The sequence below is a fragment of the Streptomyces sp. NPDC007945 genome, assembly GCF_042958885.1.
Classification (GTDB): Bacteria; Actinomycetota; Actinomycetes; order Streptomycetales; family Streptomycetaceae; genus Streptomyces.
Map to the genome: position 1 here is coordinate 597,731 of NZ_JBIBJV010000001.1, position 20,512 is coordinate 618,242.

Below are 20,512 nucleotides of genomic sequence, written 5' to 3' on the forward strand. Positions count from 1 at the left end.
GACTCAGCGATTATCCACAATTACTTCAATAGCCAGAAGGCGCATCAATTCAATATCTGGCAACAGATATGCGGCCTCGCCACTTCCCGGCACCAAGACCTTAGCGTCCGCGTAACGCGCGTCATCCTTGGCATGAACAATCCTGTTACGCAACGCGTAAACGCGTTTTGCCACTTGCGAACCGATCGATTCTCCGCTATTGAGATGAATAGCACCGACGCCAGAAATCGGTCCACGCTTCCCGAAATGGCGCTCATGCTCTCCACTGAAGAATTCCCTGAGCTTCCCCTCGGGCACGCACTCCTCCAGCATGGTCCGCAGCTGTTCAGCCTCGCTGACCCCGTGCGTACGCTCGACGGAGTTCAGGATCTTAACTACAGAGGAGTCTTTTTCCGAGTCGAAATCCAGCGACCTAAGAATGCGGCGAACTTTACGCAAGGCGTCCCGCCTATGCGCAACGGGAAGATAGTACTCAAGGACTTGATAGTAGGACAAGAAAGCGAGAGTATTATTACCTCGCATTTCAAAATGACTAGGGATAGAGAATAGCTCCGCCACGTTATCCGGCACAGGCGTCAGTGGAAAGCGGATCGAATAACTGAAATCACGCCTAGAAGGCCTACCGTCAGGCCCTTTATCCCTAGGGATGAGTGAGTGACTGATTTGATTTCGCGCATTCAACTCAAAGAGCATGGAATTGGCAAGGGCAAGCGCCCTGCGCTCCAAGTCAGCCCTATCCGAATAGCCAGAAGTGAAGACTTTAAGAGTCTCCTGCGTCCGACTCGCCCCTCTTACGTCAACGGGAAGCAATGGTGGACAGAGAGGGCTGTTTCGAGATAGCTCGATACACACCCTACCGTCCGGCGATGTGACCCTAATAACCGAGTAAATGTGGTCGCCGTGGTGCTCAACAGGAGGTGAATTCGAGTGCCCATGGGAGCACGGATGAATTTCGAAGGTAAATCGATTTACCCTTCGAAAGGGTGGATTAAAGTAAAGCCTATGCGATCTAACTACAAACTCAACGAATCCGTTTTGGGGGTCCACCCACCCTTCATAAAGGTCCATTCTGTCCGCACCGCGCTCCAGCGCACGCCACATCTCGACGATAAAATCGGCAGGTACGGCGACCTCCCTCTTAGAAAATCTACGAGAGGCTGTCGAATTAAAAATCAAAAGATCGCCGTCGGAACCGACATGTTCCAATTCAAGCTTCCGTGCGACACGGGAAATCTGGTCCCCACTGAGCTCGCCGATGCTGTCCGCCTCCACCCTGCCCCCTCCAGATGCAACGCTGAAGAGAGGCTAGTGGGACAAGTGAGATCGCAGCGAGTAGTTTCCGGTCGGCCTCTGACGGCGCGACATCACGAACACTGCCGTCGAACGTAGCCGTCAACACCCCCGCAGCAGGTCGCTGCGGGGGTGTTTCGGCTGGTGGGCGCGGACGGTTTCGAACCGCCGACATCTGCTTTGTAAGAGCAGCGCTCTACCCCTGAGCTACGCACCCGTGGGAGAGCAACAGCCTACATGGCCGACGGGTCGGTGCGGCAAACCGGTGGGTGGGGGGCGAACTGATCGGGCCGTGTGTTCGTCCTTGGTGGGTGGGAGAATGAAGCGGACCGGGCACGGCGGAGACAGCACGGGAGAGGGACGTTGGCGGCGAGTGGCGAGACATCCTCGGGGGGCGGCAGGGTGCCCGGGGTCGGTTCCACGGTTCGGCTGGGGCTCGCGTTGCCGTTGCTCGTGGGGGCGCTGCTGCCGGTGGCGTTCGCCGGTGGGGGGACGCGGCGGTGGTTCGGGGGGCGCGGGGAGAGTCAGCGGGCGGAGGCGCAGGCGGCCAAGGACGCGGCGGCCGCGGCGTTCTACGAGCTCGACACGGCGCAGCGGGGGCTGCGGATCACCATGGAGACCATCATCGCCGTCGACGGGTCTCCGGAGGCCCGGCAGGCGGTCGAGCGGTTCGAGGCGCTGGGGCGGCGTATCGACGAGGTGTCGCACGCGTACATCTCCGCCGTGGACCGGGTCGACCTGGACCGGGAGGAGATCGACGCCGGGAGCGCTCAGCGGGCCCGAGCGGAGCTCACCGCGGCTCGTGAGGAGCTGGAGCGGGTCAAGGGGGAGCTCGACCGGTTCGAGGCTGGGCTCGCGCCGTTGCTCGACCGGGCCGAGACGCAGCTGGCGCGGCTCGCGCCCGCGGTGGAGCGGGCGCGGCAGGCGCTGCGCGGGGCCAGTGACGCGCTCGATTCCGCGCGCGGGGCGGGGTTGCGCGCCGATGACCTCGCCGCGCGGCTCGCCTCGCTCGGGCCCGAGTTGACGCGGCTCAACGAAGGAGCAGGGCGCCACGGGGTCGGTGAGACGCTTCAGCGGGCCGACCGGGTCGTGCGGGACGCGGAGACGGTACGGGCCGAGGCCGTGCGGCTGCCGGAGCGGGCCGCGGAGACCGACAAGCGGCTGGTGTCGCTGCGGACCCGGGCCGACGCCCTGGCGACGCGGTCCGAGGCCGTCGAGCCCGTACTGTCCGAGCTGCGCCGGCGGTACTCCCTCGCCTGCTGGCAGGACCTCCAGCATGTGCCGGAGCAGGCCGCCGAGACCGTGCGGCAGGCGCGGGAGCGGCTCGCGGAGGCCGCGGTGGCCCGGTCCGAGCAGCGGTGGCCGGACGTGACCGCCCTGCTGGCGACCGTACGCGCGCTGCTCGACACGACCGGTGAGGCCGTCTCCGCGGCCGGTGACCGGCTGCGGCGGCTCGACGCGGTCGCCAAGGACCCGACGGCGGAGATCGACAGGGCCAGGTTCGCGGTGCGGGACGCGCAGCGGCTCGCCATGGAGGGGCGCAGCCGGCCCGATCCGCGTCACGCCCGTCCCCTCGACGAGGCCGTCGCCCGGATCGATCGGGCCGTGGACGGTCTGGAGGGGCGCCATCCCGACTACTGGCACTTCCTGATGGAGCTGGAGGCGGTGCGGGACGCGGCCGCGGGGGTCGTCGCCGCCATTCGTGAGGAGCGGGGCGCGGGGGCCCACTAGCCTGGTGCCATGCCTCGTTACGAATACCGCTGCCGCACCTGTGGTGACACCTTCGAGCTCAGCCGGCCCATGGCCGAGTCCTCCGACCCCGCCGCGTGCCCCGCCGGGCACGACGACACCGTGAAGCTGCTGTCGGCCGTGGCCGTCGGCGGGTCCGCCGCCTCGTCCTCCGCCCCTGCCCCGAGCGGGGGCGGGGGCGGAGGCGGCTGCTGCGGCGGGGGCTGCTGCGGCTGAACTTCCGGCCGGAGGTTCGCGGCCCGAGGGGCCGAGAGCTTCGGGCCGGTGGGCCCGGAGGCTCTGCGGCCCCTCAGGGCCCCGGACCCCAGGGCCCCGGACCTCAGGGCCCGGGCCTCAGGGCCCACCGGCCCGGCCTCAGAGCCCCGGGCCTCAGAGTCCCGGACTCAGGACAGTGCCGCGGCCCTGAAGCGGCGGAGGATCTCCTCGCCCGCCGCCACGCCTCGCTCCGCGAGGACGTCGAGGTGGGGGGCGGTCCAGGCGCTGTCGGCGAGTTCGCCGTGGCCCGGGCGCCACGCCCGGTCCGCGACGAGCAGCAGGTCGGCGTCGAGGAGCGAGTCGCCCGCCGCGAGGGTGAGCGCGGCGCCGGTGCGCCGGGCGACCTCGCGGACGGCGGCGCTCTTGGTGAGCGGCTTCGGCACCGCGTACACCTTGCGGCCCTGGAGCGAGACCGTCCAGCCGCGCTCGCCGGCCCAGGCGCCGAAGCGCTGCAGCCAGTCCTCCGGGAGCCGTTCCCGCTCGACGACCAGGTAGGCGAAGAGGTCTTCGGCGACCCGGTGCTTGCGCACCCAGGAGAGGTCGGTCGTGGCGGTGAGGTAGGCGCGGATCTCGGAGAGCGGGGCGCACTCATCGGCGAGCCTGCGGAGGACGGAGGCGTGCCAGTCGGCGTCGGTGACGCCGTCGACGAGGATGTGCCCGCCGTTGGCGCAGATCGCGTACTTCGGTGTGGTGCCCGGGAGTTGGATGCGCTGGTACTGCTTGCGCGTCCGGGTCGTGGTGGGCACGAAGACGGTCTCGGCGGTGAGCCGGGCGAGGAGTTCGGCGGCCTCCTCCGTCATGTACGAGAGCGGCTTGGACTCGTGGACCTCGACGCACAGCAGTCGCGGCGCCTGCGCGTCCGGCATGCCGAGGGCGAGGGCCGCGGTCGAGTAGATGAGGGTGCGGTCGAGGTCGCTGGCGACCAGGGTCGTACGCGCGTCGGCCGTCGTGTTCACCGGGACGTCACCGCCTTCCCGTCGGCGCCAGTCGCACCCCTCGTGTACTGGGGGTGGATCAGGCCCACGCACGTGTACGGGAGGCCGTCGACCTCCTCCACGGGGACGCCGCGCTGCTCAGCGAGGAGGCGGACGTGGGCGAGGTCGGCGCCGGCGCCGCGCTTCGCGAGGATCTTCCAGGGGACGCGGCGCAGCAGGACGCGGGTGGTCTCGCCGACGCCCGGCTTCACGAGGTTCACGTCGTGGATGCCGTACTCCTCGCTGATGCGCTCGACGGCCGCCCAGCCCTCCCAGGTGGGGGTGCGGTCGGCGGCGAGGAGGTCCTTGACGTCGGTGTCGACGGTGGCGGCGACCTCGTCGAAGCGGGCCTCGACGGCGTCGAGGAAGGCGTTCGAGACGTCGGCGTCGGACAGTTCGCGGTAGAACTTGGCGCCGTGGAAGTCGTGCGCGCCGACCAGGTCGGAGCGGAGCACCGTGCGCGATATGAGGCCGGAGACGGTGGAGTTGAGACACGCGGACGGGATGAGGAAGTCCTCGCGGGTGCCGTAGGTGCGGACGCAGGAGCCGGGGTCGGCGAGGACCGCGATCTCCGGGTCGAAGCCGGCGAACTCCTCCGACTCCCGGAGGGCGGCGGCGAGTTCGCGGGTGATGGCGCCCTTGCCGGTCCAGCCGTCGACGAAGACGACGTCGGCCGGGTCGTGGTGGGCGGCGAGCCAGCGCAGCGCGTTGGCGTCGATGCCGCGGCCGCGGACGATCGAGACGGCGTAGTGCGGCAGGTCGAGGCGGTGGCGGTGGAGCGCCCAGCGGCGCATCAGGACGCCGACGGGTGTGCCGGCGCGGGCGAGCGAGACGAGGACCGGGCGGGCGGACCTCTCGGCGAGGACGGTCTCGGTGACGGTGCCGACCGCGTGGGCGATGCGGGCGGCGGAGGACTCCAGGGCGCTGTGGAAGAGCTCCTGGTAGCGGGCGCTCGGCTGGTACTCGACGGGCAGCGACTCGGCGTAGTGCGCGCCGCCGCGCTGGATGGCTTCCTCGCGTTCCTCGGTGGGCGCCTCCAGCTCGACGTCCGAGAGGTCCTGGAGCAGCCAGCCGACCTCCTCGGGGGCGTACGAGGAGAAGGCGGGGCCGCGGAGGGGCTCGGGCAGCATGGAGCTCCTTTCGGGAGCTTCGGACGCGGCCATCGGTTCCGTGGCCGCCTGCGGTTGCTGCCGCGATCGCGGCAGCGGGGTGTACGAGGGGACGACGGCCAGGGCGACGCGCGGGATGTGCGCGGCGAGCTGGGCGAGCAGGCCGTCGGGGGCGTGCAGCTCGGGGGTGTCGGCTGCCGAGTCGACGACCGCGACGACGGCGTCGAAGCCGCCGCCTGCGACGTTGTAGGCGTAGCGGTCGCCGGGGCCGTCGGCCGGGTCGTCGTGGGCGGGGAAGACGAGCCGGGTGCGGATGGCGTAGCCGGGGTCGTCGACGGCGAGGACGGGCGAACGGGTGGTGGTGGAGTACCGGACGTCGAGACCCGCGTCCTCCAGGGCGCCGGCGAGCCGCAGCGGCGCGTACATCAGCTCCTCGAAGCCGAGCACGAGGACGCGGGGGTCGCGGGGGGCGCGCTCGGCGCCGTCCGGCGCGTCGGCGGCGAGCGCCTCGGCGAGGGCCTTCGTCATGCCGGGCAGCGCCGACTCCAGGCGGGCGCGGTGCTCGGGCGTGAACCCGTGCCGGCCGCCGTCGGGAACCCCGACGGGCCAGTCGAGGGGGACCCGTACGACGGCGGGGACGGCGGGCTCGGACGGCGCGGCCGGTGCGGCGGGTTCGACCGACGGGGCGGGTGGCGCGGGCGCGGCCGGTCCTGTCGCCCGCTCGGCGGGCCCGGCCGTCGGCTCGGTGGGCTCGTGGCGGGCCACCAGTTCCTGGCCCTTCTCCAGTACGCCGTCCGGGAGGGTGACCGTGCCGGTGGCGAGGGAGAGGAGGTCGACGCGGGCGCCGAGTTCGGCGGCGAAGGCGGTGAGGCGGTCGCGGTCGGCGGGGGCGCGCATGTCGACGAGGGCGACGACGACGTACCGGTCGCGGGGGTAGCGCTCGTGGAGGCCGCGGATGGTGTTGAGGACGGTGTTGCCGGTGGAGAACTCGTCGTCGACGAGGACCAGCGGCCCCGGGCCCGCCAGCAGCTCCGGGTCCTCGGGGAGCAGCAGGTGGGAGGTGGCGTGGGAGTGGGACTCCTCGAAGCCGCCCGCGGTGGCGACGCCGGGGACGGGGCGGCGGGTGGAGTGGAGGTAGGGGGCCGACCCGAGGCCGTCGGCGACGGCGTGGCCGAGGGCGGTGGCGGTCTCGGCGTATCCGAGGACGACGGCCCGCCCGGCCTCCTCCGCGCCGAGGAGCTCGCGGACGCGCAGGCCGAGGCCGAGGCCGGAGCCGTACACGACGGAGGGGAGCTGCGGCACGTGCTTGCCGAGCACGCTGGAGACGAGCAGGTGGGCGCGCTTGGGGTTGCGGCGCAGGGCGAGGCCCAAGAGGGTCGGCAGCTCCTCGTCGCCGATCAGTTCGACGCCGAGCCGCTCCGCGACCCACGTTCCGGTCCACACCACGTCGCCGCAGTCCTTTCGTCAGCCGGCCAGGCCGGCGGTGAGCAGTTCCACGAAGCCGACGTCCTCGCGGGCGACGCCGAAGGCGTCGGCGCGCAGCAGGGTGCGCTCGGCCCAGGCGCGGTGCGGCTTCACTTCGTTCATCTTGTTCGTATAGGCGGAGCGGAGCACTCCGCCGCCGTCCCGTTCGGGGCGGAGGATGTCCTGGGCGTCGCTCCACTCCTCGTGGCTGACCACGGACAGGGCGTGGACGGGCACCACGTGGGTGGGGTGGATGCAGGTCTTGCCGAGGAGGCCGTTGGCGCGGTCGAGTTCGATCTCGCGGAGGAGGCCGTCCATGTCGTGCTCGATGAGGGCGGTGCGCAGGTCCTCGGCGCGGCCCTCCAGGAAGGGGCTGCGGCGCAGCTGGGGCTTGAACATGCGCTCGCCGGGGCGGAAGTACTCCCAGACGGGGCCGGTGATGGTGAAGCCGGTGCCGTCGGCGCGGCCGAGGACGTTGACGACGTCGGCGATGACGTGGGCGACGACCTTGACGTCGTACGCGGTCATGTCGGGCGAGCGGCGGAGTCCGTAGGCGGAGCAGAAGTCGGTGACGCCGAGGCGGAGGGCGAGGACGTGGTCGCGGTACTTGTCGGTGATGGCGGCGATGCCGGCGAGGGTCTCGGCCCGGGTCTCCAGGTGGAGCAGTTCGGGGGACTCCAGGACGGGCATGGCGTAGAGGCGGCGGCCCGCGATGCGCTCGGCCCGGGTCAGCGCTTCGAGGAAGGCGGAGCCGCGGGCCTCGGTGAACTTGGGGAGGACGAATCCGGACAGCAGGCGGACGGTGTCGCCGAGGCGGGTGGTGAGGTCGGTGATCTGGCGGGGGTCGCGGACGCGGATGAAGAGCAGGGGGAGGCCGGGGCTCTCGTCCGGGTCCTCCGCGGTCCTCCCGGCGGCCGCGCCACCGGCCCGGGGCCCGTCCTGCCCGCCCTGGCCTTGCCGCTTGCCCTGCCCGTGCCGCCCGTCCTGGCCGTCCTGGCCGTTGTGGCTCCCCTGCCCGTCGTGCCCGTCCCGCGCCTCCGGGGCTTCGGCGGCGAGGCGGCGGAACTCCCGGATCAGGTTGGTCTCGCCGGCCTGGACGTCGCCGTCGCCGATCGAGTCCTCCAGGCAGAGGACCATGGAGACGACGCCCCGGGCGGCCTGCTTGCGGATCGCGTCGGCGAGGCGGGGCCGGGTGGCGGGGCTGTAGAGCGTGGCGCCGAGGGCGACCGCGAGCGTGCCCGCGGGCGAGTCGGCGGTGAACTCGACCGGCTCCCGGTGGAACAACCGGTTCCGCACGGTGGACGGGATGTGCCCGAAATGACGCATATAAGTCCCCCGTCTGGTTTCTCTGGCCGGATGGCACGTGGCCGGTAATAGTACGTAGGTGCGGGTGTCCATAGTTCCCGCCCCGTATGAAATCCAGGTAACCCGTCCCCGTCGGATCCCTCCCTTACACCGGATTCCCTCAGGTGTGCGATCCCGGTTCCACCGCTCCGGCCCGGCCGCCGGACGGCTCGTCGCGCCCCCGCGTTGTCCCCCGGTCGGGCGGGAGGGCAGGATGGCGGTCATGACGCACGCGATGCTGAAGGGCTCCAACGTCCCTCTCGACACCGCGGCCGTACGGGCCGTGCTCCGCTGGACCCCGGGCCCCGGGGTCCCCGACGTGGACGCCTCGGCCCTGGTCCTCGGCCCTGACGGGCGAGTCCGCTCCGACGAGGACTTCGTCTTCTACAACCAGCCGCGCCACCCCTCCGGGCTGGTGCGGCGGCTGCCGAAGAAGCGGGTGGCCGACGGCCTGACGGACACGGTCGAGGCCGACCTCGGGGCGCTCGACGCCGCCGTCGACCGGGTGGTGCTCGCCGCCTCCTCGGACGGCGGCACCTTCCGCGCCGTCACCGACCTGCGGATCCTCCTGTACGACGTCACGGCGGGACCCGACCGGGAGCCGCTGGCGAGCTTCGACGTCACGGCGGAGACCGGCGAGGAGACCGCGGTCATCTGCGGCGAGCTGTACCGCCGGGGCGAGGGGTGGAAGTTCCGGGCGGTGGGCCAGGGCTATCCGACCGGCCTCGTGGGCCTGGCGACGGACTTCGGCATCTCGGTCGACGAGGCCCCCGAGGAAGCCTCCGGCACGACCGACACCGACGCCTCCGCGCCCTCCTTCCCCTCCGCCCCCGACTCCGCGTCCACGTCCGCGAGCTCGCTCGCCGAGACCGCGCTCGCCGACGCCTCCGCCGCCGGAGCCGGTACGGGAGCCGGTACGGGCTCCGCCCCGGCCCCGGACTTGGACGCGACCGTCGTCCACACCCCCGTACCGACGTCGCCGCCGGTGCCGCCGATGCCCCCCGTGCCGCCGATGCCCGAGCGGGAGCCCGCCTACGGCTACCCGCAGTCGTCGGTGCCGGGCCCCGGGCCCGCGTACGGCTACCCGCAGCCGGTGCACACCGGACCGGGCGGCCCCGAACCGGTCGCGGAGTTCCGGATGCCGCCGATGGGGCCGCAGTTCCAGCGCGCCTGACCGGACGCCGAGGGGGCCGCCGTCAGGTCTTGGACTTGTACCCGCGGCCCCACTGGAGTCCCCAGCCGTAGAGCCGGTCCAGCTCGGCCTGGAAGCCGTAGACGAACCGCACCTCGCGCCGGACGAGCAGCTCGTCCTTGCTGTTGTCCACCGAGAAGACGGCGCAGGAGCGGGCCTGCGGGGCGCGCTCGTCGAGGTCGATCTCGATGCGCGGGCCGTTGCTCGGGTAGAGCGTGATCTTGGCGTGCGTGCGGTCGAAGGCCGGGGTCTGGTCGTAGATGTACGCGAAGAAGAGCAGCCGCTTGATCTCGTCCTTGTGGTCGAGGTTGACGAAGATCGTCTCCCCGGAGGGGGCGCCGAAGCGGTCGTCGCCGCTGAGCTTCACGTACGGGGCGGCGTTGAGGTCGCCGAAGAAGCCGCCGAGCGGCTGTACGACGCCCTTGCTGCCGTCCTTGAGCTCGTAGAGGCAGCCGAGGTCGAGGTCGACGTTGACCATGCCCTGGGTGTGGGCCTGGACGACCTCGGGCTTGAAGAACTGGGTCGGGTTGCGCAGGAGCCGGCCGCTCTGTCGGGGGCGGCCCTCGATGTCCGAGGTGCGCATCCGCCAGGAGAGGTTGACCCGGAGGTTGCCGGTGGCGCCGCCCTGGCGGGCCAGCGAGACCTGGGGGCGCCGCCTGGTCAGGTCGATGGTGTGGGACGCGCCCGTCCCCGCGTCGAAGGGCGTCGCGCGCCCCGGAATCAGACTGTCCCAGAAGGCCATCGGCCCCACCCCCACGATCGGTCGTCTCGTCCGCCCGCCACACGCCTGCGGGGCGACCGGACGGGCCGGTCGCCCCGCAGGGAAGCGTTCCTCATTGTCCCCGGTGTCACACCCCGTGGCGGGGCGCACACCGGGGAGCAGGGTGTCACACCCCGGAGCTCACCTCGGCCTTGTCGCCGGAGGAGCCGGAGCCGCCCTCCTCGGCCGCCAGCGCGCGGTTGCGGCGGACGGAGGACCAGAAGGACCAGGCGATCAGGACGACGCCGATGAGGCCGGTGATGACCTCGTTGATCTCGTACTGGATGGTGATGAGGAGCAGGACGGCGAGGGCGCCGATGGCGTAGTGGGCGCCGTGCTCCAGGTAGACGTAGTCGTCCAGGGTGCCCTGCTTGACCAGGTAGACCGTCAGGGACCGGACGTACATGGCGCCGACGCCGAGGCCGAGCGCCATCAGGACGATGTCGTTGGTGATCGCGAAGGCGCCGATGACGCCGTCGAAGGAGAAGGAGGCGTCGAGGACCTCCAGGTAGAGGAACATGAAGAAGGCGGCCTTGCCGGCCAGCTGGACCGCGGAGACCTTCTTGCCGCTGCGCTTGGCCTCCTCCTCGGCCTCGTGCTCGCGCTCCTCTTCCTCCTCCAGCTTGTTCTCGAAGAAGCCGGAGAGACCGCCGACGACGAGGTAGGTGATGAGGCCGGCGATGCCGGAGATGAGGACGGTCTGGGCCTTGTCGACGTGCATGCCGCCGTGCTGGTGGGCGTGGGTCGCGAAGGTCATCGAGGTGACGAGCAGGACGATCAGGGCGATGCAGACCGACAGCATGTCGACCTTGCCGAGCTTGGCGAGCGGGCGCTCGATCCAGCCGAGCCACTTGATGTCACGGTCCTCGAAGATGAAGTCGAGGAAGATCATCAGAAGGAACATGCCACCGAAGGCGGCGATCGACGGGTGCGCGTCGGTGACCAGTTCCTGGTAGCGGTCCGGTTCGTTGAACGCCAGGTCGACGGCGTCGATCGGGCCGATCTTGGCGCTGATCGCGACGATCACGACGGGGAAGACCAGTCGCATTCCGAAGACGGCGATCAGAATGCCGATGGTGAGGAAGATCTTCTGCCAGAAGGCATTCATCTTCTTCAGGATGCCGGCGTTGACCACCGCGTTGTCGAAGGAGAGCGAGATTTCGAGGATGCACAGGATCGCAACGATCCCGAACGCCTCCCACCCCCCGTAGAGAACCGCGGCGACCAAGCCGAGCGCGGTGATCGCGAACGACCAGCCGAAGGTTTTCAGAACCACTGCCTACCCCATTGTGTGATAACGCGGCTTTACGAAACGTTGACCCCGAAGTCTAGAGCGATGCCCCGCAGCCCGGACGCGTACCCCTGGCCGACCGCCCGGAACTTCCACTCGCCGTTGTAGCGGTAGAGCTCGCCGAAGATCATCGCGGTCTCGGTGGAGGCGTCCTCGGAGAGGTCGTAGCGGGCCAGTTCCTGGCCGTCCGCCTGGTTCACCACGCGGATGAAGGCGTTGCTGACCTGGCCGAAGGTCTGGCCGCGGTTGTCGGCGTCGTGGATCGAGACCGGGAAGACGATCTTGTCGCAGTGGAGCGGGACGCGGGTGAGGTCGATGATCAGCGACTCGTCGTCGCCGTCACCCTCGCCGGTGAGGTTGTCCCCGGTGTGTTCGACCGAACCCTCGGGGCTGCGCAGCTGGTTGTAGAAGACGAAGTATTCGTCACCGAGCACCCGGCCGGCCTGGCACATCAGGGCGCTGGCGTCGAGGTCGAAGGCGGCTCCGGTGGTGGACCGCGCGTCCCAGCCGAGGCCGACGAGGACCTTGGTGAGGTTGGGTGCGGCCTTGGAGAGGGAGACGTTGCCTCCCTTGGCGAGCGTGACGCCCATGGTGTTCGGTTCCTCCCCGGTGGATGCTGCTGCCATGAGGCACGTCCGGCGCCGCACGAGGTGCGGCGCCGGACGTGTGCGTGCGGGCTCGGCTCAGACGTTGACGCCGAAGTCCTGCGCGATGCCGCGCAGGCCCGAGGCGTACCCCTGGCCGACCGCGCGGAACTTCCACTCCGCGCCGTGGCGGTACAGCTCGCCGAAGACCATGGCGGTCTCGGTCGAGGCGTCCTCGGAGAGGTCGTACCGCGCGATCTCGGCGCCGCCGGCCTGGTTCACGACGCGGATGAACGCGTTGCGCACCTGGCCGAAGGACTGCTGGCGGTTCTCGGCGTCGTAGATGGACACCGGGAAGACGATCTTGGCTACGTCGGCCGGCACGCCCGCCAGGTTGACCTTGACCTGCTCGTCGTCGCCCTCGCCCTCACCGGTGAGGTTGTCACCGGTGTGCTCGACGGAACCGTCGGCGCTCTTGAGGTTGTTGAAGAAGACGAAGTCCTGGTCGTTGCGCACCTTGCCGGCCTCGCTCACCAGGATGGCGCTGGCGTCGAGGTCGAAGTCCGTACCGGTGGTGGTGCGGACGTCCCAGCCCAGACCGACGGTCACGGCGGTGAGGCCAGGGGCCTCCTTGGTCAGCGAGACGTTGCCGCCCTTGCTGAGGCTGACTCCCACGAGTCCCTCCATCATTGGTTTCCAGGGGCAGCGCCCCCGGTCGTGCGTTGGCATCGGATCAACGACTGGATCCTAGTGACGGGTTCCCAGTCGAAACAGGCGATTCGCCCGGGGAATCGGGGGATGTCGGTTCGCGTCGCCGATTCCGGGGCCGGAACGGCGGGCTCAGATGGCCTTGAGCGCCTGCACGTACGCGTCGAGGTCGCGCGCGTCGGGCAGGGCGTTGACGACCGTCCAGCGGACGACGCCCTCCTTGTCGATGATGAAGGTGCCGCGGACGGCGCAGCCCTTCTCCTCGTCGAAGACGCCGTAGGCGCGGGAGGCCTCGCCGTGCTTCCAGAAGTCGGAGAGGAGCGGGTACTCCAGGCCCTCCTGCTCGGCGAAGACGCGCAGGGTGTGGATCGAGTCGTTGGAGACCGCGAGGAGCTGGGTGTCGTCGTTGACGAACGTCGGCAGGTTGTCGCGGAGCTCGCACAGCTCGCCCGTGCAGACCCCGGTGAAGGCGAAGGGGTAGAAGAGCAGGACGACGTTCTTCTCACCGTGGAAGTCGGAGAGCCTCACGGTGCGGCCGTGGTTGTCCTTGAGCTCGAAATCGGGGGCCTTGGTGCCGACCTCGATCGCCATCGCGTACGCATCCCTTCGACGGGGCCCGGCCCCTGGGCCGAACCGGTGAACCCCACCCTACGGCCTGGCCGGCGGCCTCCCGGGGGCGGGCGGGCACGGGCGGGCGGCGGGCCGGCCACGCGCGGCTACGGAAGCGGGCGCGGGCGGGTGCGGAAGCGGGCGCGGGAAAGCCCCCGCCGTGGGAACGGCGGGGGCCTCGCGCAGCAGGGGGATCAGCGCTTGGGAGCAGCCAGGCGGGTGCCCGTCCAGTCCTTGGCGACGCTGATGCTCTTGGTCTGGGAGAGACCAGCGGTCTGCGCGGCATCGTTGATGTCGCTCGGCTCGATGTAGCCGTCGCGGCCGGTCTTCGGCGTCAGCAGCCAGATGTTGCCGCCGTCCTCCAGCAGACCGATGCTGTCCACCAGGGTGTCGGTGAGATCACCGTCCTCGTCTCGGAACCAGAGGACGACGGCGTCTGCGACGTCGTCGTAGTCCTCGTCCACGAGCTCCTGGCCGATGGTGGACTCGATGCCTTCACGGAGATCCTGGTCGACGTCGTCGTCGTAGCCGATCTCCTGGACCACCTGTCCGGGCTCGAACCCCAGCCTTGCAGCCGGGTTGGTCCGCTCCTCCGCGTGGTCCGCGGTCGCGCTCACGGCTTGCCTCCTGATCATGTAACGGAAAATGCTCGGGCCGCGCGTGCGCGCGGCGCTGGCCGTAGTCCACACGTGACGGGGCGGATCGCGCAAGTACCCGGCCGTGGAGACCGCCGAAACGGTGACGTTTGGGGCCGTCTCACCGCAACTTCCGGCGACTCTCGACAGCGCTCCGTGATCAGGGTTACACGATTCGTCCCGCTTCGCGGGTTTCTGCGGTTTCAGTCTGCCGAACACATGGCCGGAACGCATGCGCGGATTGGGCGTAAGGTTGCGATTTGACCACACCGTTCGCGCGGGGAGGGCGCGGGGAGGACCACCTCTCGGTAAAGATGACGCGTGCGCGGGCGGGGTACACGATGGACGTCCCCGGCCTCGGACATCCCGGCCTCACCGGGGCTCCCCTTCCTCGGGGGATCCCCCCGACCAGCGAAGGAACAGCGTGGCTTCCGGATCCGACCGCAACCCGATCATCATTGGCGGCCTTCCCAGCCAGGTCCCGGACTTCGACCCGGAAGAGACCCAGGAGTGGCTCGACTCCCTCGACGCGGCCGTCGACGAGCGGGGTCGCGAGCGGGCCCGCTACCTGATGCTCCGGCTGATCGAGCGCGCCCGCGAGAAGCGGGTGGCCGTGCCCGAGATGCGCAGCACGGACTACGTCAACACCATCGCCACCAAGGACGAGCCCTTCTTCCCCGGCAACGAGGAGATCGAGCGCAAGGTCCTCAACGCCACCCGGTGGAACGCGGCCGTAATGGTCTCGCGCGCCCAGCGCCCCGGCATCGGCGTCGGCGGCCACATCGCCACCTTCGCCTCCTCCGCCTCCCTGTACGACGTGGGCTTCAACCACTTCTTCCGGGGCAAGGACGAGGGCGACGGCGGCGACCAGATCTTCTTCCAGGGCCACGCCTCCCCCGGCATCTACGCCCGCGCCTTCCTCCTGGACCGGCTGAGCACGGCCCAGCTCGACGGCTTCCGCCAGGAGAAGTCGAAGTACCCGGACGGGCTGTCCTCGTACCCGCACCCGCGGCTGATGCCGGACTTCTGGGAGTTCCCCACGGTGTCGATGGGCCTCGGCCCGCTCGGCGCGATCTACCAGGCCCGGATGAACCGGTACATGGAGGCGCGCGGGATCGCGGACACCTCGAAGTCGCACGTGTGGGCCTTCCTCGGCGACGGCGAGATGGACGAGGTCGAGTCGCTCGGCCAGCTCTCCATCGCGGCCCGCGAGGGCCTCGACAACCTCACCTTCGTCGTCAACTGCAACCTCCAGCGGCTCGACGGCCCGGTCCGCGGCAACGGAAAGATCATCCAGGAGCTGGAGTCGATCTTCCGGGGCAACGGCTGGAACGTCATCAAGCTCATCTGGGACCGCTCCTGGGACCCGCTGCTCGCCCAGGACCGCGACGGCATCCTGGTGAACCGGCTGAACACCACGCCGGACGGGCAGTTCCAGACGTACGCGACGGAGACCGGCGCGTACATCCGCGAGCACTTCTTCGGCGACGACCACCGGCTGCGGGCCATGGTCGAGTCCATGTCGGACCAGCAGATCCTCCACCTGGGACGCGGCGGCCACGACCACAAGAAGATCTACGCGGCCTACGCGGCGGCCAAGGCCCACAAGGGCCAGCCGACGGTGATCCTGGCGCAGACCGTCAAGGGCTGGACCCTCGGCCCCAACTTCGAGGGCCGCAACGCCACCCACCAGATGAAGAAGCTGACGGTCGACGACCTCAAGCGCTTCCGCGACCGGCTGCACATCCCGGTGACCGACAAGGAGCTGGAGTCCGGCCTGCCGCCGTACTACCACCCGGGCCGGGACTCCGAGGAGATCCAGTACATGCACGACCGCCGCAGCGCGCTCGGCGGCTACGTGCCGACCCGGGTCGTGCGGTCGAAGCCGCTGACCCTGCCGGACGACAAGACCTACGCGGCGGTCCGCAAGGGCTCGGGCCAGCAGTCGATCGCCACCACCATGGCCTTCGTCCGGCTCCTCAAGGACCTGATGCGGGACAAGGAGATCGGCAAGCGCTTCGTGCTGATCGCGCCGGACGAGTACCGCACCTTCGGCATGGACTCCTTCTTCCCGAGCGCCAAGATCTACAACCCGCTGGGGCAGCAGTACGAGGCGGTGGACCGTGAACTCCTCCTCGCCTACAAGGAGTCGCCGACCGGCCAGATGCTGCACGACGGCATCTCCGAGGCCGGCTGCACGGCCTCGCTGATCGCCGCCGGCTCGGCCTATGCCACCCACGGCGAGCCGCTGATCCCGGTCTACGTCTTCTACTCGATGTTCGGTTTCCAGCGGACCGGCGACCAGTTCTGGCAGATGGCCGACCAGCTCGCCCGCGGTTTCGTCCTCGGTGCCACGGCCGGCCGCACCACGCTGACCGGCGAGGGCCTCCAGCACGCCGACGGTCACTCGCACCTCCTCGCTTCGACGAACCCGGCCTGCATCGCCTACGACCCGGCCTTCGGTTTCGAGATCGCGCACATCGTCAAGGACGGTCTGCGCCGGATGTACGGCCCCCAGGCGGAGGACGTCTTCTACTACCTGACGGTCTACAACGAGCCGATCCAGCACCCGGCCGAGCCGGAGGACGTGGACGTGGAGGGCATCCTCCAGGGCATCCACCTCTTCAAGCGGGCCGAGTCCGGCACGATCCCGGCGCAGATCATGGCCTCGGGCGTGGCCGTCCCGTGGGCGATCGAGGCGCAGCGGATCCTCGCCGAGGAGTGGAACGTCAAGGCCGACGTGTGGTCCGCGACCTCCTGGAACGAGCTGCGGCGCGAGGCGGTGGCGGTCGAGGAGCACAACCTGCTCCACCCGGACGAGGAGCAGCGCGTCCCGTACGTCACCCGCAAGCTCCAGGCCGCCGAAGGCCCGTTCGTGGCGGTCTCGGACTGGATGCGCTCGGTGCCGGACCAGATCGCCCGCTGGGTCCCCGGCCCGTACACCTCCCTCGGCGCGGACGGCTTCGGTTTCGCGGACACCCGGGGCGCCGCCCGCCGCTACTTCCACATCGACGCCCAGTCGGTCGTCCTGGCGGTGCTGACCGAGCTGGCCCGCGAGGGCAAGGTGGACCGCGCGGTCCTGAAGCAGGCGGTGGACCGCTACCAGCTCCTGGACGTGGCCGCCGCCGACCCGGGCCCCGCGGGCGGCGACGCCTGACGGGCCCCGGCGGGGCGTAACACCTGATGAGGGCGGTGGGACCGGCGGGTCCCGCCGCCCTTCGCCGTCCCCGGCATTCCCTACGATGCCCCGCATGTCCGTGAAGAAGGAGCGCCCCGCGAAGGTCCGCTGGGAAGAGCTCACCCAGACCCCGCTGCTGGTCCTGGCGGTGGCCTTCGGCATCGCCTACGCCGTGCCGATCGTGGCGCCCGGCGCCGATCCCTGGGTGCACCGGCTGTGCTCCCAGGTGGAGTGGGCGGTGTGGGGCGTCTTCGCCGTGGACTACGCCGTCCGGCTGGCGCTCTCGTCGGCGCGCTGGGCCTTCGTCCGCTCCCACCCCCTCGACCTGCTCGCGGTGCTGCTGCCGCTCGTGCAGCCGCTGCGGCTGCTGCGGGTGGTCTCCACGCTCCTCCTCGTCGGCCGGCGGGCCCGGATGGCCCCGCAGATCACGCTCACCACCTATGTGGCGGGCGCGGTGGTCGGGCTGATGATGTTCGGCTCGCTGGCGGTGCTGCACGTCGAGCGGGACGCGCCGGACGGCAACATCCGGACCCTCGGCGACGCGGTGTGGTGGTCCTTCACCACGATGACGACGGTCGGCTACGGCGACCACGCGCCGACGACCGGTCTCGGGCGGGTGCTGGCGGTCGGGCTGATGCTCTCGGGCATCGCCCTGCTGGGTGTGGTGACGGCCAACATCGCGGCCTGGTTCATCGCCCGATTCGAGCGGGACGACGCGGTGGAGCGCCGCCAGACGGAGCTCCTGGAGAGCCTGACCCGGGAGGTCCGCGAGCTGCGCGCCGAGGTCGCCCGCCTCTCGGGCCCGGTGCCGCGGCAGCCGGGCCCGGGACCGGAGGACGTACCGGAGGGCGACGGGTCGGCGCCCGTGCCCGGCGGGGTGGCGGCGCCCGGCGGTCCTACCGCTCCCAGAGCTTGAAGGCTCTGACCTCGTACGGCGTCTGCGGGACCCAGGTGCCCCGGCCCGGGTAGGTCTCGAACTCGCCCGTCTCCGCGCACTCCCCCGACTGGTACGTCGTGACCGGCCGGCCGGTGCGGACGGCCAGGGACTGGGCCGAGGCCCCGGCCGGGAGCACGACGCAGCTGTCCAGGTCCGTCGTCGCCAGTTCGTACGTCCACGGCCGGCCCTTGAAGTCGGACTTCGGCCAGAGGCAGAGCCGCCCGGGCCCGCACGCCCCCAGCGCGGTCCCGGCCGCCGCGGCGGCCGGCGCGGCGGGAGCTGCCGGGGTCGACGGTGCGGCCGGGGTCGACGGGGCCGACAGGGCGGACGGGGTCGACGGTGCGGCCGCGGCCGGGAGGGCGGCCAGGAGCAGGGCCGTCAGCCCCGTGAGCACGGCCACCGTCCTCGCGTTCACGCGTCCGTTCCCGCGTGCGTCCGGGTGCGCGCTGCCGCGTGCCTCCAAGTACGCGCTCCCGCGTGCGTCCGTCGGTCCGCCTGTGCGCGCGTCCTGGTGGGCGCTCCCGCGCGTGTCCGGGTGCGCGTTCTTGTGCACGTCCCCGTGCGCCTTCATAGACGCCTTCATGCGCGCCTTCAGGGGCGCCTTCAGGGGCGCCTTCCTGTGCGCCTTCCTGTGCGCCTTCACGTGTGCGTTCATGCAGATCATCCCCCATGTCGTCACTCTCTGTAATCATGAGCATGGAGGAGGCGACCCCCTGAATGGAAGAGGGGCCGCCCCCGTTCCTTCGAACGGGTGACGGCCCCCTAGGGAACCTCAGGGTTCGGACGGCCCTTCCGGGCCGCGCGCCCCTCGGGGTCAGATGTGTCCGCCGCCCATGCCCGCCTGCGCGTTCTCGCCGCGCTTGGTGAGGGTGGCGACCAGGGCCGCGACCACCGCGACGACACCGGCGACGGTGAAGGCGAGACCCATGCCCTGGAGGAAGGTGTCGTGGATGACGTCGGTGATCTTGGCGAACAGGTCCGGGGTCATGCCGGGCGCCTTCGCCATCGCCTCCGGGGCCATGCCGAACTCGGCGGCCTCCTCCAGGCGCGGGTCGACCGGGACCGGGATGCCGGCCTCCTTCCAGTTCTCCGCGAAGGAGCCGGAGACCTTGGACGACATGACCGCGCCGAGCACCGCGGTGCCGAGCGCGCCGCCGACCTGCATGGCGGCCTGCTGGAGACCGCCGGCGACGCCGGAGAGCTCCAGCGGCGCGTTGCCGACGATGACCTCGGTGGCACCGACCATGACCGGGGCGAGGCCCAGGCCGAGGAGGGCGAACCAGAGGGACATCGCCAGCGTGCTCGTGCCGGACGAGAGCGTGATCATGCCGAACATCGCGGCGGCCGTGCAGACCATGCCGCCGACCAGCGGCACCCGCGGGCCGAACTTGGTGATGAGCGCGCCCGCCAGCGGCGAGGAGACGATCATCATCGCGGTCAGCGGGAGCAGCCGCAGACCGGCGTCGATCGGGCCGAGGCCCTTCACGCCCTGGAGGTAGAAGGTCACGAAGAACAGGCCGCCCATGAAGGCGAAGGCCATGAGGACCATCAGCACCACACCGGCCGAGAGCGGCACGGAGCGGAACATGCCGAGCGGGATGAGCGGCTCCTTGACCTTCGTCTCCCAGACCGCGAAGACGGCGAAGAGGACGATCGAGCCGATCAGGCAGCCCCAGGTGTTGCCGCTGGCCCAGCCCCAGTCCGCGCCGGCCTTGATGAGGCTCCAGACGAGCAGGCCCATCGCGCCGGAGAGCAGGGCGATGCCGAGGAGGTCGAAGGAGCGCGGCGCGTTCTCGGCGCGGTGGTCCTTGAGGATCACCAGGCCGAGGACGAGGGCGAGGACGCCGACCGGCACGTTGATGAAGAAGACGGACTGCCAGCTGACGTGCTCGACGAGGAAGCCGCCGAGGATCGGGCCGCCGGCGGTGGAGGCGCCGATGACCATGCCCCAGATGCCGATCGCCATGTTCAGCTTCTCGGCGGGGAAGGTCGCGCGGAGCAGGCCGAGCGCGGCCGGCATCAGCAGGGCGCCGAAGAGGCCCTGGAGGACGCGGAAGGCGATGACGGCGGCGATCGAGTCGGAGAGGCCGATGGCGCCCGACGCGGCGGCGAAGCCGGCGATGCCTATGAGGAAGGTCTGACGGTGGCCGAAGCGGTCGCCGAGCTTGCCGGCGGTGATCAGGGCGACGGCGAGCGCGAGCAGATAGCCGTTGGTGATCCACTGGAGCTGGTCCAGGGAGGCGCCGAGGTCGGCCTGGATGGCGGGGTTGGCGATGGCGACGATCGTGCCGTCGAGCGCGACCATCATCACGCCGGCCGCGACGGAGAACAGAGTCAGCCAGGGGTGGCCGCGCAGGCCCTTCGCCGGGCCCGGTACGGGTTCCCGGGCGCCCCCCTGACCCTGCGGGGTCTTTTCCACGGTGGTCTGACTAG

17 protein-coding genes and 1 tRNA gene are annotated in these 20,512 nt (G+C 70.5%); 5 read left to right on the top strand and 13 right to left on the bottom strand.

What is annotated here, in order from left to right:
- Window positions 1–3: 3 nt before the first annotated feature.
- Window positions 4–495 carry a hypothetical protein gene (locus tag ACFZCF_RS02805; protein WP_391284183.1) on the bottom strand — a complete coding sequence of 164 codons (492 nt, stop codon included), beginning with the start codon at window positions 493–495 and terminating at the stop codon, window positions 4–6.
- A gap of 937 nt (window positions 496–1,432) precedes the next feature.
- Window positions 1,433–1,507 (bottom strand) — tRNA-Val (locus ACFZCF_RS02810).
- Between the two features lie 185 nt (window positions 1,508–1,692).
- On the opposite strand from ACFZCF_RS02810, the gene ACFZCF_RS02815 reads away from it, so the two are divergent.
- Window positions 1,693–3,021 (top strand): hypothetical protein, encoded by a 1,329-nt coding sequence (locus ACFZCF_RS02815; RefSeq protein WP_391284185.1) that lies wholly within the window; start codon window positions 1,693–1,695, stop codon window positions 3,019–3,021.
- Between the two features lie 9 nt (window positions 3,022–3,030).
- Entirely contained in the window at window positions 3,031–3,255 is a 225-nt protein-coding gene (locus ACFZCF_RS02820; RefSeq protein ID WP_388440364.1) for a zinc ribbon domain-containing protein, read from the top strand.
- Window positions 3,256–3,422: 167 nt separating this feature from the next.
- Here ACFZCF_RS02820 and ACFZCF_RS02825 read toward each other — a convergent pair whose 3' ends face one another.
- The 3 genes from ACFZCF_RS02825 to ACFZCF_RS02835 are packed head-to-tail and all read right to left on the bottom strand — an operon-like array spanning window position 3,423 to window position 8,167.
- Window positions 3,423–4,250, bottom strand: coding sequence for an HAD family hydrolase (locus tag ACFZCF_RS02825; protein WP_388440366.1), 828 nt, complete (start codon window positions 4,248–4,250; stop codon window positions 3,423–3,425).
- Window positions 4,247–6,823, bottom strand: coding sequence for a phosphoribosyltransferase domain-containing protein (locus tag ACFZCF_RS02830; RefSeq protein WP_391284188.1), 2,577 nt, complete (start codon window positions 6,821–6,823; stop codon window positions 4,247–4,249). The genes ACFZCF_RS02825 and ACFZCF_RS02830 overlap by 4 nt, the downstream gene beginning before the upstream one ends.
- An 18-nt stretch (window positions 6,824–6,841) precedes the next feature.
- Entirely contained in the window at window positions 6,842–8,167 is a 1,326-nt protein-coding gene (locus ACFZCF_RS02835) for an HpcH/HpaI aldolase/citrate lyase family protein (protein WP_391284190.1), read from the bottom strand.
- Window positions 8,168–8,399: 232 nt separating this feature from the next.
- On the opposite strand from ACFZCF_RS02835, the gene ACFZCF_RS02840 reads away from it, so the two are divergent.
- The gene (locus ACFZCF_RS02840; RefSeq protein ID WP_391284192.1) at window positions 8,400–9,359 is read left to right on the top strand and encodes a TerD family protein; all 960 of its coding nucleotides are present in this window, start codon (window positions 8,400–8,402) and stop codon (window positions 9,357–9,359) included.
- Between the two features lie 22 nt (window positions 9,360–9,381).
- Here the strand turns inward: ACFZCF_RS02840 and ACFZCF_RS02845 are convergent, their stop codons facing one another.
- The 6 genes from ACFZCF_RS02845 to ACFZCF_RS02870 form a co-directional block, all read right to left on the bottom strand.
- The gene (locus ACFZCF_RS02845; RefSeq protein WP_388440377.1) at window positions 9,382–10,119 is read right to left on the bottom strand and encodes a Tellurium resistance; all 738 of its coding nucleotides are present in this window, start codon (window positions 10,117–10,119) and stop codon (window positions 9,382–9,384) included.
- 145 nt (window positions 10,120–10,264) lie between these two features.
- Window positions 10,265–11,413 carry a DUF475 domain-containing protein gene (locus ACFZCF_RS02850; RefSeq protein WP_388440380.1) on the bottom strand — a complete coding sequence of 383 codons (1,149 nt, stop codon included), beginning with the start codon at window positions 11,411–11,413 and terminating at the stop codon, window positions 10,265–10,267.
- Window positions 11,414–11,442: 29 nt separating this feature from the next.
- Window positions 11,443–12,018, bottom strand: coding sequence for a TerD family protein (locus ACFZCF_RS02855; RefSeq protein WP_388441760.1), 576 nt, complete (start codon window positions 12,016–12,018; stop codon window positions 11,443–11,445).
- 93 nt (window positions 12,019–12,111) lie between these two features.
- Window positions 12,112–12,687 carry a TerD family protein gene (locus ACFZCF_RS02860; RefSeq protein WP_030495317.1) on the bottom strand — a complete coding sequence of 192 codons (576 nt, stop codon included), beginning with the start codon at window positions 12,685–12,687 and terminating at the stop codon, window positions 12,112–12,114.
- 165 nt (window positions 12,688–12,852) lie between these two features.
- Window positions 12,853–13,311, bottom strand: a complete 459-nt coding sequence (locus ACFZCF_RS02865; protein WP_359522083.1) for a peroxiredoxin — start codon at window positions 13,309–13,311, stop codon at window positions 12,853–12,855.
- Between the two features lie 212 nt (window positions 13,312–13,523).
- Entirely contained in the window at window positions 13,524–13,946 is a 423-nt protein-coding gene (locus ACFZCF_RS02870; RefSeq protein WP_189953690.1) for a DUF3052 domain-containing protein, read from the bottom strand.
- A gap of 442 nt (window positions 13,947–14,388) precedes the next feature.
- On the opposite strand from ACFZCF_RS02870, the gene aceE reads away from it, so the two are divergent.
- Complete coding sequence (gene aceE, locus ACFZCF_RS02875; protein WP_388440385.1) at window positions 14,389–17,121, top strand: pyruvate dehydrogenase (acetyl-transferring), homodimeric type; 2,733 nt, start codon at window positions 14,389–14,391, stop codon at window positions 17,119–17,121.
- A 94-nt stretch (window positions 17,122–17,215) separates the two neighbouring features.
- Complete coding sequence (locus ACFZCF_RS02880; protein ID WP_391284195.1) at window positions 17,216–18,058, top strand: ion channel; 843 nt, start codon at window positions 17,216–17,218, stop codon at window positions 18,056–18,058.
- Here the strand turns inward: ACFZCF_RS02880 and ACFZCF_RS02885 are convergent.
- Both ACFZCF_RS02885 and ACFZCF_RS02890 read right to left on the bottom strand, forming a co-directional pair.
- A complete protein-coding gene (locus tag ACFZCF_RS02885) occupies window positions 18,039–18,494 on the bottom strand; it encodes a peptidase inhibitor family I36 protein (RefSeq protein ID WP_388440388.1) in 456 nt (151 codons plus the stop codon). The genes ACFZCF_RS02880 and ACFZCF_RS02885 overlap by 20 nt on opposite strands.
- A gap of 399 nt (window positions 18,495–18,893) precedes the next feature.
- On the bottom strand, window positions 18,894–20,387 hold the full coding sequence (locus ACFZCF_RS02890; RefSeq protein ID WP_388441763.1) for an MFS transporter: 1,494 nt from the start codon (window positions 20,385–20,387) through the stop codon (window positions 18,894–18,896).
- Window positions 20,388–20,512 lie beyond the last annotated feature (125 nt).